Genomic DNA, 12830 nt, shown 5'->3' with positions numbered 1-12830 from the left:
AATTAACATGAACAAGAATAGTTTATTGGCTCTAGGGATTGGGTTTATTGCGGGTGTAGGTTTAACTTGGAGCTACTTTAATGCAGCTTCAAGTTATCCGGAATCTGTTAAGTCGCAGCCAAGTTATGAAAAACAGAAAAAGCTTCATACTGAACAACAAAGTAATGAGGTATTGAGTAATACAGGTTCAGCACCTGAGCAAGTCGCTAGTATAGAGCCCGCTGAAGACACGCCAACAACCAATTCAGAAACCCAAATGCTTGATGAACTACCTTTAGAAGAGCAAGTAACTCAGCTTAAGCAGCAGCTCGCCGAACAGAAAGCGGCGCTCAAAAGTGTTTTAAAGAAAATGAGGAGCCCTTCAGATTTTGAGCAGATTTTACGTGATAAATTTGAAAATCAAACGCGCGACGAAGAATGGGCTTATCGTACTGAAATGGCATTACAAGATTTTTTATTAACAGCTGATTTATCAATTATTCCTGACGTTGTTAGTGCAAAATGTAAAAAAACAGTATGTGAATTTGAACTTGCCGCCCCTACTGATAACGACACATTTGGTAATGCTCAATGGCGAGAGCTAAACGATAAGTTGATGGAACAAGAGTTTTGGCAACAATTTAAAAGCACTACCTCCACATCAAGCGATAGCGAGCTTAAAATGTTGCTAAGTACAGAGCTTTAAATAATTTGTGATTCTATAGAGCCATCGACTAACTCTGTAACTAAAACATCGCCTGTTTTAATTTGCCCCACAGATTTAACTACTTTTCCTTGCTGTGTTTTAGTGATGCTATAACCGCGCGCTAAAACATTAAGCGGACTTACCGAGTCTAACCTGCTTGCTTGCAGTGCTAAGCTATTATTCGCTTGTTGTAACTGATGCTGTATAGCTTGGTTTAGCCTAGCTTGTAATTGCGAGAGTTGATGGCTTGCTGAAGCGAGTTTTTTATCAGGTGATTGGCGCATCAAACGCGGCGTTAAGTTATTGAGTGTGCGTTCTTGTTGGTATAAACGATTACGCATAGCTTGTTGCAGCGCAATGCTTAGCTCATCCAAACGTTGTGATTTTTGACTAAGCTGATTACGCGGATGACACAAATTAAGGCGGTGTTGTAACTGCGTTGCTAATGCGCGTTTATCGGCAATACCGTGCTTAAACGCGTTAGATAAACGATTAACTAATTGTGTTACTTTGTTGTGTAACTCTTGCGTATTAGGGCTTACAAGCTCAGCTGCGGCTGATGGAGTGGCAGCCCGTAAATCGGCTACATAGTCGCTTATGGTTGTGTCTATTTCATGGCCTACAGCGCTTATAACGGGCAGCTCGCTTTGATAAATTGCGCGCGCAAGTTGCTCGTGATTAAAGCACCATAAATCTTCAAGTGATCCGCCGCCTCGTCCTAAAATAAGTACGTCAACTTCATCACGAGCATTAGCTAATTCAATTTGATTAATTAAATGTAGGTGTGCTTCTTTGCCTTGTACCATAGCAGGGTAAATGATTACTTCTAACTGCGGCGCACGGCGTTTAAGTACCGTTAAAATATCTTTTATAGCAGCGCCGGTTGCAGAGGTAATAACACCAATACGATTAATGTTTTGCGGAAGTGGTTTTTTATACGCAGAGCTAAATAATCCTTCGGCGGCCAAACGCATTTTAAGCGCATCGAATTCTTGTTTTAGCTGACCTTCGCCGGCCGGTTCCATATGCTCAACAATAAGCTGGTAGTCACCGCGAGGTTCATAAAGTGATACACGCGCTTTTACTGTAACTTGCGCGCCATTTGCAGGGCGATAGCTTTGGTTGCGATTATTCCCACGCCACATAGCGGCTTTAATTTGTGCTTTATCGTCTTTTAACGAAAAGTACCAATGGCCGGATGCAGGGGTAATAAAGTTAGAAATTTCGCCCGTGAGCACTAAAGATGCAAAACCTTGCTCAAGGATTGTGCGAATTTCTCTATTAAGGCGCGACACGGTGTAAACCGTCTGCGAAGGCTTCGAAAACATAAAAAACAACCTAAAACTATTTATAAAGCAAGGGTCTATTGACCTTTGCAGATTAAAATTTGTTCAAACTAGGGGCGATTTAATCGCGGCGCGAGGTTTGTAACCTAGTGGGCTAAGTAAAAACCGAGTAACAAAGAGTTAATCGCCCCTAGGCTGAACCCTTTGGGCAGCGCTTGTTTGGAATTGATGCTACGTTATCGCCTATTTATGGGGGATAACCACACTGCATAGGCTCTGCCTTGCCTAAATACCTAACAAACTGCTGCAAATTTAACCTTGAAAGTCTAATAGACCCTATATTATCATAAATATTTGCGAAATATTATTTACTCATGCCAACAACGCTGTTAAAATTTGGCCGCAATTCCTTATCTTAGATCCACATGTGAGAAGTTGCCAAAATGCTTAGAATCGCTAAAGAAGCTCTTACCTTTGATGACGTACTTTTAGTACCTGGTCATTCTACTGTTTTGCCACACACGGCAAATATTTCAACTCGCTTAACGCGTGGTATCAAACTTAACTTGCCGCTTATTTCAGCATCTATGGATACTGTTACAGAAGCTCGTTTAGCTATTGCCCTTGCGCAAGAAGGTGGTCTTGGTTTTATTCATAAAAACATGACTATTGAAGAACAAGCGAAAAACGTACGTAAAGTTAAAACCTACGAAGCAGGTATTGTTTCATACCCTGTAACGGTTACTGCCGATTTAACAATTGCAGATGCAATTGAGCTTTCGCACGAAAAAGGTTTTTCAGGCTTTCCGGTTACCGACAGCAATAATGTGCTTGTAGGCATTGTTACTAGTCGTGATATGCGTTTTGAAACTAAGCTTGAACAGCCTGTTTCTACCGTTATGACTAAAAAAGAAAAGCTTGTTACCGTTAAAGAGGGCGCAGCACGCGAAGAAATTTTAGGCTTAATGCACGAACACCGCATTGAAAAAATCCTTGTTGTTGATGATGAATTTAAACTCAAAGGCATGATCACAGTAAAAGATTACCAAAAAGCCCAAGACAAACCTGACGCATGTAAAGATGACCAAGGTCGTTTACGTGTAGGTGCTGCTGTAAGTGTTGGCGCAGGTACTGATGAGCGCATTGCTGCATTAGTAGAAGCGGGTATTGATGTTTTACTTATCGATACATCGCATGGTCACTCTCAAGGCGTTATTGACCGTGTTACTAAAACTCGCAAAGAGTACCCAGACTTACAAATTATTGCAGGTAACATTGCAACGGCTGAAGGTGCGATTGCACTAGCTGATGCCGGAGCGGATGCAGTTAAAGTAGGTATCGGCCCTGGTTCTATCTGTACTACACGTATTGTTACCGGTTGTGGCGTTCCACAAATTACCGCTATTTCAGATGCTGTTGAAGGCTTAAAAGGTCGCGACATTCCTGTTATTGCTGATGGTGGCATTCGTTTTTCTGGTGATATTGTTAAAGCACTTGTTGCTGGTGCATCGTGTGTAATGGTGGGTTCTCTTCTTGCTGGTACAGAAGAAGCACCAGGTGAAGTTGAATTGTACCAAGGCCGTTATTACAAATCTTACCGTGGTATGGGCTCATTGGGCGCGATGGATCAAAAAGAAGGTTCATCAGATCGTTACTTCCAAAAATCAAACGAAGCAGACAAGTTAGTACCTGAAGGTATTGAAGGTCGCGTAGCTTACAAAGGTCCTATTGCAACGATTATTCATCAGCAAGTAGGTGGCTTACGTAGTGCTATGGGCTTAACGGGTTGTGCAACAATTGAAGAGCTAAATACAAAACCACAATTTGTACGTGTTACTTCAGCAGGTATGGGTGAGTCGCATGTTCATGATGTGCAAATCACTAAAGAAGCACCAAATTACCGCTTAGGTTAAGCAGCGTAATTAATTTAATATACTGGGCTTGCTTTGCAAGCCCTCTTTTTAGTCGTTTACATTAACAAACGGCATTTAGCATCAGACTTTACGAGATACTCCATGAGCAAAGATATTCACGATTCACGAATTCTCATTTTAGACTTTGGTTCACAATACACTCAATTAATCGCCCGTCGTGTGCGTGAAATTGGTGTTTACTGTGAACTTTGGGCATGGGATGTGACTGAAGAGCAAATCCGCGAGTTCAACCCACAAGGTATTATTCTTTCTGGTGGTCCAGAATCAACAACACTTGAAAACAGCCCGCGCGCTCCTGAGTATGTATTTAATGCAGGCGTGCCTGTGCTAGGTATTTGCTACGGTATGCAAACAATGGCAGCTCAACTTGGTGGAAGTGTACACAGCTCTGATAAAAAAGAGTTCGGCTACGCACAAGTTGAAAAAGTAGGCAGCTGTGCATTATTTGATGCAATTGAAGACCATATTACTGATGGCGGCAACGGCATACTTGACGTATGGATGAGTCATGGCGATAAAGTAATGGACATTCCAGCTGATTTTACAACAACAGCTAAAACATCTACTTGTCCACATGCTGCAATGTCTAACGAAGAAAAGCGTTTTTACGGCGTACAATTTCACCCAGAAGTAACGCATACTCATCAAGGGTTACGTTTGCTTGAGCGTTTCGCTATTGATATTTGTGGCTGTGAAAAATTATGGACTCCTGCAAAAATCATTGATGATGCTATTGAGCGTATTAAAGAAACTGTAGGTGATGACGAAGTTATTTTAGGTCTCTCTGGTGGTGTTGATTCATCAGTTGTGGCTATGCTTATTCACCGTGCAATTGGCGCAAAGCTAACATGTGTATTTGTTGACAATGGTTTACTTCGTTTAAACGAAGGCCAGCAAGTGATGGACATGTTTGGTAATAAATTTGGCTTAAACATTGTTAAAGTTGAAGCTGAAGAGCAGTTTTTAAATGATTTAGCTGGTAAGTCAGACCCAGAAGATAAACGTAAAGCCATTGGTCACACGTTTATTAATGTATTTGATGAGCAAGCCAAAAAGCTTAAAAATGCGAAATGGTTAGCGCAAGGTACAATTTACCCTGACGTTATTGAATCTGCGGCATCTGCCACAGGTAAAGCGCATGTTATTAAATCTCACCACAATGTGGGCGGATTACCAGATGACATGAAAATGGGCCTTGTTGAGCCATTGCGTGAATTATTCAAAGATGAAGTGCGTAAAATTGGTCTAGAACTTGGTTTACCGTACGACATGCTTTACCGTCATCCTTTCCCTGGACCAGGCTTAGGTGTACGTGTACTTGGCGAAATCAAAAAAGAGTACTGTGATTTACTACGCCGCGCAGATGCGATTTTCATCGAAGAGCTACACAAAGCTGAGCTTTACCATAAAGTAAGCCAAGCGTTTACTGTATTCTTACCAGTTAAATCGGTAGGGGTTATGGGCGATGCACGTAAGTACGATTGGGTTGTATCACTTCGTTGTGTAGAAACAATCGACTTTATGACAGCACGCTGGTCACATTTACCATATGAATTTTTAGGTGTGGTTTCAAACCGTATCATTAACGAAATTGATGGTATTTCTCGTGTAGTTTACGATATTTCAGGTAAACCACCTGCAACTATCGAATGGGAATAATTAATTTTAGTTTTAATTAACTAATTTTAAGTGATTAAAAAACGGCGAATTAGCATGCTAATTCGCCGTTTTGTTTATTTAAAAAGCAGTTGAACTAAAAGAGTGATTTTTCTCTTTACCTTTGGCGAAACTTCTCTATAATTCGTCGTCATTGCAGGGGCGTAGTTCCAATTGGTAGAACAGCGGTCTCCAAAACCGATGGTTGGGAGTTCGAATCTCTCCGCCCCTGCCATTTCTTCTTTACATCGTTTTTATTACTTCTTATATTGTTCAAATGTCTAATCTACTGAGTTGTTATGCATCCACGTTACGCAGCTATTTTTGATATAGAAAATCTTGAACTCAATCAGCATTATTGTTCTCAAGCAAATGACCAAGCAGGTACTTTATCGCAAAGCACGACAGCTAGTTCTTTAACGATAAATGAGCAACTATTTGCAGACATTAAGCTCAGTGCAGGGGCTATTATTATAAATAGCGTTGTACAGGGTAGTGAGATGCAATTAAACGACAATAAGCTTACATTGCCAACCCCACAGCTCAACGCCTCTGAGAAGCGTGCTTTATGGGCTTTAATGAGTGAACACCTTGATAAACTTTAAATCAGTAGATGAAACTGCAATACCTCAATTAATGGCCATCGAAACAGCATGTCATAGCCATCCGTGGACTTTAAATACAATGAGTTCATGTATAGGCGGGCGCTATTTTAATGTTGCCGCATTTGATGAGGTGAGCATGATTGGTTTTTATATTGGTGAAAAAGCAGGGCCTGATTTTACGCTTATGGATATTTGTGTAACACCAAGCCACCAGGGTAAGGGTATTGCAAGGCAGTTGTTAGCTCAGTTTATTGAATATGGTGAACAGCAAAATGCTGAAAACCTCTTTTTAGAAGTACGCGAATCTAATACGCGGGCTATTGCGCTATACGAGAACGCTGGCTTTACAGAGATGTCAGTGCGTAAAAACTACTATCCAAGTGATAATCCGGCCAAAAATGGCTTTGAAGACGCTATTTTAATGGGCATGGCATTAGGTTTAAACTTTTCATAATTAAAGTCGGTGATTAGCGTTTTAAGCATAGAGCGCTAACGCACCGAACTTGTACTATTTAGTAAATTTTCTTTTAGGTTACTTTGCCACTAATTGCTTGCTCAATGGCTGCTATTAATTTATTTACCAGCTCGTCTCTTGGCACTTTATTGTTACTTTTTAAATTTTCTTCAAGTGCCGCAGCGCTGTGATAAATTTCATCAAAATTAAAGCATCCAGAACTACCTTTAATACTGTGCGCTATACTTCTTAATGCTTCCCAGTCATTACAATGTTGCAGAGTTTTAACTTCTTCTAAATAAATAGGTAAGTTGGCTAAATAGTTATCAGTAATTTGCTGAAACTTTTCGCTTTTTAATAAGCTGTCCCACTTATTTTGATTATCCTTTTCAAGATGTAGGTAGCTTACGAGTACATTTTCCAGAGCATCTTTATCAATGGGCTTAGCGAGTGCTTTGTTGCAACCAGCTTCTAGGTAAGTACCTATATCGTGGTTCATAACATTAGCAGTAAGGGCAATAATGGGGCCATCGTATGCTGCATGACGAAGCATTTTAGTCGCTTCTAATCCGCCCATTACAGGCATTTGCATATCCATTATAATAAGCTGGTAGTCATTAACGAGTGCCATTTCTACAGCTTGTGCGCCATTACTAGCAATATCGGGTTCAAGGCCCCAAGTTTGAAGTAATAATTTAATTAATAGTTGGTTATCAGGGTTATCCTCAGCGACTAAAATATTAGCCTCAAAGTTATTGGTCGCAAACGATAAGAGAGGGTCTTTCTCTGGTATTAACTGGCTTTCTTGCGTTAAAAACTCAAGCATTGGTTGATCATCAGATAACTGACACGACACCCTAATTGTAAAGCGGCTACCAACGCCAACTTCACTTTCAAGCGTTACATCGCCACCAAGTAACAGTGCTAAATTTTTAGAAATACACAACCCAAGGCCTGTACCACCAAAACGACGTGTGGTTGTGGCATCGGCTTGCTCAAACGGTTTAAACACACGCTCTATTTGATGCTCAGACATCCCAATGCCGGTATCTTTAATTACAAATTCTAGCTTTTGACTTGCTTGTAAATAATGCACGCAAATAGACACACTGCCATTTTCGGTAAATTTAACAGCGTTATTTGCAATATTTATAAGTATTTGTTTTAAGCGGGTCACATCACTATAAATGGTGCGAGGTAGCGGCAGTTGGTAATCAATATTAAGGGTTAATTGTTTTTCTTGTGCCAGTGGTTGAATAATTGATTCAATGTCATGCACAAGCTGCACTACGTTTAACGCAGACAAATCGACAGCTAGCTTTTCAGCTTCAATTTTAGATAAGTCGAGTATATTATTTATTAACTCTAGTAAGTATTTTGAATTACGTAAAATAGTGCTTAGATGTTGTTTGTCGTTGGCTACTTTGTCGTTGTGGAGTAATTGCTCTGTAAAGCCCATAATAGCCGTAAGTGGCGTTCGTATTTCGTGACTCATATTAGCTAAAAAACGACTTTTAAGCTGATTAGCTTGCTCGGCTTGGCCAATTGCAAGCTCTAGTTGGCTGTTCATGGCTTCAAGTGCTTTAGTACGACTTTCTACTTTATCTTCAAGGTGGTGTTTATATTCTTCAAGCTGCTGCTGGTAGTGTCTAATTTGATTAACCATGTGGTTAAAGTCGTTAAACAAAACACCCACTTCGTCATTTGTATGAGCTGGTAAGTGCACCGACAAATCGCCATCACCAACACGGTGGCTTGCAGCACCTAATAATTCAATTGGGTTAAGTAATAAATTACGTACCACTATAAAAATTAATATTGGCAGGGTGATTATCGAAATAATAACAATTAAGCCTGTTATTAAGCTTATGGCTTTACCAGATTGATAAAGCACACCTTTGGGAATGGTTGAAACGTAATAATATCCACCGGGCATTTGTACGGCAAAAATCATACGCTCTATTTTATCTATGCTTGAGAGTTCAATGGTAGAAAGCATGCCTATATCGGCAAGATCGTGTACTTGGTTAAGTTCATATTCGCTTATGTATTGGCCGCGCATGTTGTAGTCGGAGCTAAATAAAATTTTCCCGTCTTTGGTCAACATTAAATTAAGTGTGTTGTTATATGGCGCTTCTAAAATACTGGAGTTGAGTATTGAAGGCTCTATATGTATTACAATAAAACCAAGCTGCTGTGGACGTTTCAAGTAGTAATCAACGCTGTCAATTCGTTGAATGAAATATAAGCTCGTGGTGCCATCGTCCTTTTGAATCATAAATTGCTGTGTACTTAAATTACTTTGCAATACTCGATTAAAAAATGGATAGCTTTTAGGCGCTGTTGTTAGGTTATTAGAGTAATAGGCATCACTTTTCCCACTTGCTGAAACTAAATTAATGCTAATTATATCTGGATAAGCTTCGCTGTAACTGGCAAATACATCCATAAGCGCGCCAAGTTTTCGGGTGTAATTACCGTTGGCGCTAATATCGTTTGCTAAAAAGTCACTAAGTACTGGCGAATTTGAAAGTAGTTTTGCAGTAGAGTGAAAAGAGTCGATATAGTTGAATATTTTTTGCTGTTGTTGCTCAACAAAACGGCTCATTATTAAATCAGCTTGTTTTTGTGTTGAATTAGTGACATTGGTGAGCGTAAAGCCACCTAAAAATAGCAGTGGCAGAATAACAAGAGGTGTTATATACCATAATAATCTTATACTTAACTTACTGGTTTTCATGACCAAACGACTTATCCTCCATGCAATCTGCCAATAATATGCGTTACGACCTGATTACACAAGCTTATAGCGGTCTTGGTGGCTAAATTACAATCATTAGTTGCATGATCTTTAGCTCTTTTTTTTATGTTTAAGTTATTTAAATTTAACAAATCACACTGAATAATATCAATTCAGTGTTTAAAAACTTACATAGTTTTACATCTTTTAAAGTCAATAACTAAAGTTGATGTATTGCCAGGCGTGACATTAAAAGGACACGTTGACAGTCTAAGTCCAGCAAGTGGTGTAAGTTACTCCACTATTGGTGCGCATAATGCAACAGGCAACTTTACTAAAATAGCGCAGCGCCTACCGGTAAAGATTAGTTTAGATGCTAAGCAGCCTTTACTTAGTCAACTACGTGTTGGAATATCGGTTGTACCTACTATTGATGTTGTTAAGTAACTACTCATTTTTATTTAAACGATCTACGACTAAATTGTAGGTCGTTTAAATATCGCTTGCTGTACACATTTATTTTAAAACTAAGATATTTTTAAGTAGATAGCACACTTTTATACCGACTCCTGTTACAATTGCCATTATTAAAAAATCAACTATTGACGCTTTATTATCAGCTGTTTGCAACGTGAAAATCAGCGAGAATAGTAGTTAATTACGATCAACATAACGGGTTTACTCGCAGACGCTTATTAAAATGCATTCAACCCCGCATATAAACTAAAAGAATTTATCAATGGCAGACCAGACTATTATCAATGGAATCAGCAAGCGAAGGACCTTTGCTATCATCTCGCATCCTGATGCCGCCCAGCCTTTCAACGCATAAAACCACCTTTCATTGCACACCACAATCACATCTCTACGTACTGAATTTAAAGGCTTTTTGTCTTTTTCTCGTTTCTTTGCTTTTCAATGATGTTCAAGCGTAACCTCGGAAAGTGTGTACAAACTTGAGTACAAATTCCGTTTTAGAGGTCTTTTGCGAAAATCCCATGACACAAACCTGGCTGTAGGCCTTGTCGTTACTGGGTTTGACGTAAAAAGTACTACCGTTAAAAAGAGTCTCTTTTTTTGGTAAATGTTTTCTTCTGTGCCAAATTACAAAATTTAATTAAGGGATTTATTGTTGGTGTAATTTTTGCTCTAGTGTTTGTTTTTGAAGATGCTTGAAGCGAACCAATACGGTTATTTCTAATTGAGATATCAGACTTACCTTCAAATTTAGTTGCTGTTTACACCATCATTTTGCACTTGTTTTTCGGCCTGTGTGTACAAAATTTCCTGTAACTGTGTACAAACTTCCTTTTTGTTGCACTTATCCTTCGGTTATTTGATGCGAGTTCTTCTGTAGACCTTGCTGTATATGAGCTGAGCGACAAAAGTACTTAGGGGATTTGATGCGCTTGTTCGCGATTATCAGCTGGAGTATCGCTCTTTTGTTGATGATAAAAATCTTTGCCTTGATTATATGTAATTGTGTATCAGTTCATAGCTATTGATATGCAATAGCTAATCAACTTTGTGTTTTTCGAGTTGGTATGATGTAGTTTGGTATATAATATTTCTTCAGTGATGTATTAAGGTGTATCGAAATGAGCTATGTAACAGAGCAGATACTAGAAGGCCTTCGAGAAGCTCGGGTACGTAAAGGTTTTAGTCAAAGAGAGCTGAGCGCGCGTTCGGGTGTGCCGCAAAGCCATATTTCGAAAATCGAGTCTGGCGGTGTTGATTTAAGAATATCCAGTTTGATAGCTCTTGCCCGTGTACTTGACCTAGAGCTATTTGTTGCGCCTAAAAAATCTGTACCTGCCATCAAGTCGATCATTCAAAGTGGCCAAGGTATTAACGGCATCAGCGATGAGAGTGAGCCAATGTCGCCCGCATATCAGTTAGAGGAAGGCGACGATGACTAACCATGTCTCTACGCTCAACGTTTTGCTTTACGGTGAACCCATTGCAACGATCACCAACGTGGGGAATGACAGAACGCTTTTTGCCTTTATGGATTCGTACATTCATGACGAATCGCGTCCTGTATTAGGACTTGGATTTAAAGATTCGCTAGGAGGCTTGCTGACTAGCTTCAAACCGACCCAAACTAAGTTAACCCCGTTTTTCTCTAACCTTTTGCCAGAAGAAACCATGCGAAATTACCTAGCAGAGCGTGCCGGTGTTAATTCAGCGCGGGAGTTTTTTTATTGTGGGTACTGGGACAGGATTTGGCAGGCGCAATCACGGTTGAGCCAGCAGATGGTGAAGCCTTACCACCTAATGTGCATCAAGACATAGAAGATGAAACGAAAACAGATGGGCCAATGCGTTTTTCATTAGCGGGGGTGCAATTGAAGTTTTCAGCTGTGCAGCAGGCAAATGGCGGTTTGACGATCCCAGCAACCGGTCAAGGTGGCTCTTGGATTGTAAAATTACCGTCGTCTCGGTTTGAAGCTATGCCAGAAAATGAATATTCGATGATGGAACTGGCTCGAATGCTGGGAATGGACGTGCCAGAAACGCAGCTACTCCCTATTAATCGGATTGCTAATATCCCCAATGGCATTGGCAAATTTGGTGACAGTGCGTTTGTGATTAAGCGTTTTGACCGTGCAGATGGTCAAGCTGTTCACATTGAAGACTTTGCGCAAGTGTTTGGTGTTTATCCTCAAGATAAATACAAAAAAGCCAGTATGCGCAATATTGCTCATGTTATCGGTATTGAAGGGCAAGACGAAGACATTGCTGAATTTACTCGCCGATTGGTGTTCAATACTCTAATTGGTAATGCTGATATGCATTTGAAGAATTGGTCTGTGATCTACAAAGATAAGCGCACAGCGTCTATTGCGCCTGCTTATGACTTCGTTTCAACCATTCCCTATATCCCAGATGATAGTGCATCGCTTAAGGTGAGCCGTAGCAAGAGATTCAGCGATTTCACGCTGGATGAGCTATCACACTTAGCGGCTAAAGCCATGTTGCCAGAAAAATTGGTGTTAGATACTGCAAAGCAAACTGTAGCAGGCTTCCATGAGGTATGGGCGAAAGAAAAAGCGCATTTACCCCTCACTAAGTCAGTGATTGAAGCCATCGAAATGCACTTACGAAGTATACCGCTACGCTGAATTCCTAGTAGCTAGAGCGTGCATATCGATAAAGATGGTTTAACTTAATGCGATTTTACGGCGCTTTTCGCCGTAAACTGGAAATTTGGTAAACTGCACAATGATACCGGTGTCTTGATAAGGCTGACCTTCTGAACAAATCATGCATCTTTCTGACCATCAACAAGTGATGAATCAGGCGATGATAGCTTTACATTGATTTTCAGGAGAATGCAGATGACAGCAGTAGCGCACCAGGTAACCCCTTTTCTAACATCTTACGAAGTGATGGCTCGTTACCACATTAGCTATACAACGCTCTGGCGAAGAATAAAAGATGGCAGCTTGCCGCAACCTCGTATCAAC

At 40.2% G+C, this 12830-nt stretch carries 11 protein-coding genes and 1 tRNA gene; 10 read left to right on the top strand and 2 right to left on the bottom strand.

Features of this window, described 5'->3' with window-relative positions:
• Positions 1-7 precede the first annotated feature (7 nt).
• A complete protein-coding gene (locus tag ABX891_RS14430) occupies positions 8-685 on the top strand; it encodes a hypothetical protein (RefSeq protein WP_024606055.1) in 678 nt (225 codons plus the stop codon).
• On the opposite strand, the gene xseA is transcribed toward ABX891_RS14430, so the two are convergent.
• Complete coding sequence (gene xseA, locus ABX891_RS14425; RefSeq protein WP_354629775.1) at positions 682-2013, bottom strand: exodeoxyribonuclease VII large subunit; 1332 nt, start codon at positions 2011-2013, stop codon at positions 682-684. The two genes, ABX891_RS14430 and xseA, sit on opposite strands and share 4 nt — an antisense overlap.
• 401 nt (positions 2014-2414) lie before the next feature.
• Between xseA and guaB the strand changes: the two genes are divergently transcribed.
• The 5 genes from guaB (at position 2415) to rimI (ending at position 6620) form a co-directional block, all read left to right on the top strand.
• Complete coding sequence (gene guaB / locus ABX891_RS14420) at positions 2415-3884, top strand: IMP dehydrogenase (protein ID WP_002958783.1); 1470 nt, start codon at positions 2415-2417, stop codon at positions 3882-3884.
• A gap of 102 nt (positions 3885-3986) precedes the next feature.
• On the top strand, positions 3987-5564 hold the full coding sequence (gene guaA / locus ABX891_RS14415) for a glutamine-hydrolyzing GMP synthase (protein WP_002958782.1): 1578 nt from the start codon (positions 3987-3989) through the stop codon (positions 5562-5564).
• Positions 5565-5719: 155 nt separating this feature from the next.
• Positions 5720-5796 (top strand) — tRNA-Trp (locus tag ABX891_RS14410).
• A gap of 64 nt (positions 5797-5860) precedes the next feature.
• On the top strand, positions 5861-6166 hold the full coding sequence (locus tag ABX891_RS14405) for a hypothetical protein (RefSeq protein WP_354629774.1): 306 nt from the start codon (positions 5861-5863) through the stop codon (positions 6164-6166).
• Positions 6153-6620, top strand: coding sequence for a ribosomal protein S18-alanine N-acetyltransferase (rimI, locus tag ABX891_RS14400; RefSeq protein ID WP_002958780.1), 468 nt, complete (start codon positions 6153-6155; stop codon positions 6618-6620). Before ABX891_RS14405 ends, rimI begins: the two co-directional genes overlap by 14 nt.
• 73 nt (positions 6621-6693) lie before the next feature.
• Here rimI and ABX891_RS14395 read toward each other — a convergent pair whose 3' ends face one another.
• Positions 6694-9360, bottom strand: a complete 2667-nt coding sequence (locus ABX891_RS14395; RefSeq protein ID WP_354629773.1) for an ATP-binding protein — start codon at positions 9358-9360, stop codon at positions 6694-6696.
• Between the two features lie 243 nt (positions 9361-9603).
• On the opposite strand from ABX891_RS14395, the gene ABX891_RS14390 reads away from it, so the two are divergent.
• The 4 genes from ABX891_RS14390 (at position 9604) to ABX891_RS14380 (ending at position 12485) form a co-directional block, all read left to right on the top strand.
• The gene (locus ABX891_RS14390) at positions 9604-9807 is read left to right on the top strand and encodes a multidrug transporter (protein WP_354630141.1); all 204 of its coding nucleotides are present in this window, start codon (positions 9604-9606) and stop codon (positions 9805-9807) included.
• Positions 9808-10958: 1151 nt separating this feature from the next.
• On the top strand, positions 10959-11279 hold the full coding sequence (locus tag ABX891_RS14385) for a helix-turn-helix domain-containing protein (protein ID WP_024606417.1): 321 nt from the start codon (positions 10959-10961) through the stop codon (positions 11277-11279).
• Entirely contained in the window at positions 11272-11655 is a 384-nt protein-coding gene (locus ABX891_RS20580; RefSeq protein WP_502936050.1) for a HipA N-terminal domain-containing protein, read from the top strand. Before ABX891_RS14385 ends, ABX891_RS20580 begins: the two co-directional genes overlap by 8 nt.
• Positions 11586-12485: a type II toxin-antitoxin system HipA family toxin gene (locus tag ABX891_RS14380; RefSeq protein WP_502936049.1), complete on the top strand. Its 900-nt coding sequence runs from the start codon at positions 11586-11588 to the stop codon at positions 12483-12485. The genes ABX891_RS20580 and ABX891_RS14380 overlap by 70 nt, the downstream gene beginning before the upstream one ends.
• Positions 12486-12830: the final 345 nt, after the last annotated feature.

The sequence above is a fragment of the Pseudoalteromonas sp. NCIMB 1079 genome, assembly GCF_040567695.1.
Taxonomy (GTDB): Bacteria; Pseudomonadota; Gammaproteobacteria; order Enterobacterales; family Alteromonadaceae; genus Pseudoalteromonas; species Pseudoalteromonas distincta.
Note: the sequence above shows the minus strand (reverse complement) of the source record. Positions and strands in the feature narration are given on the sequence as shown.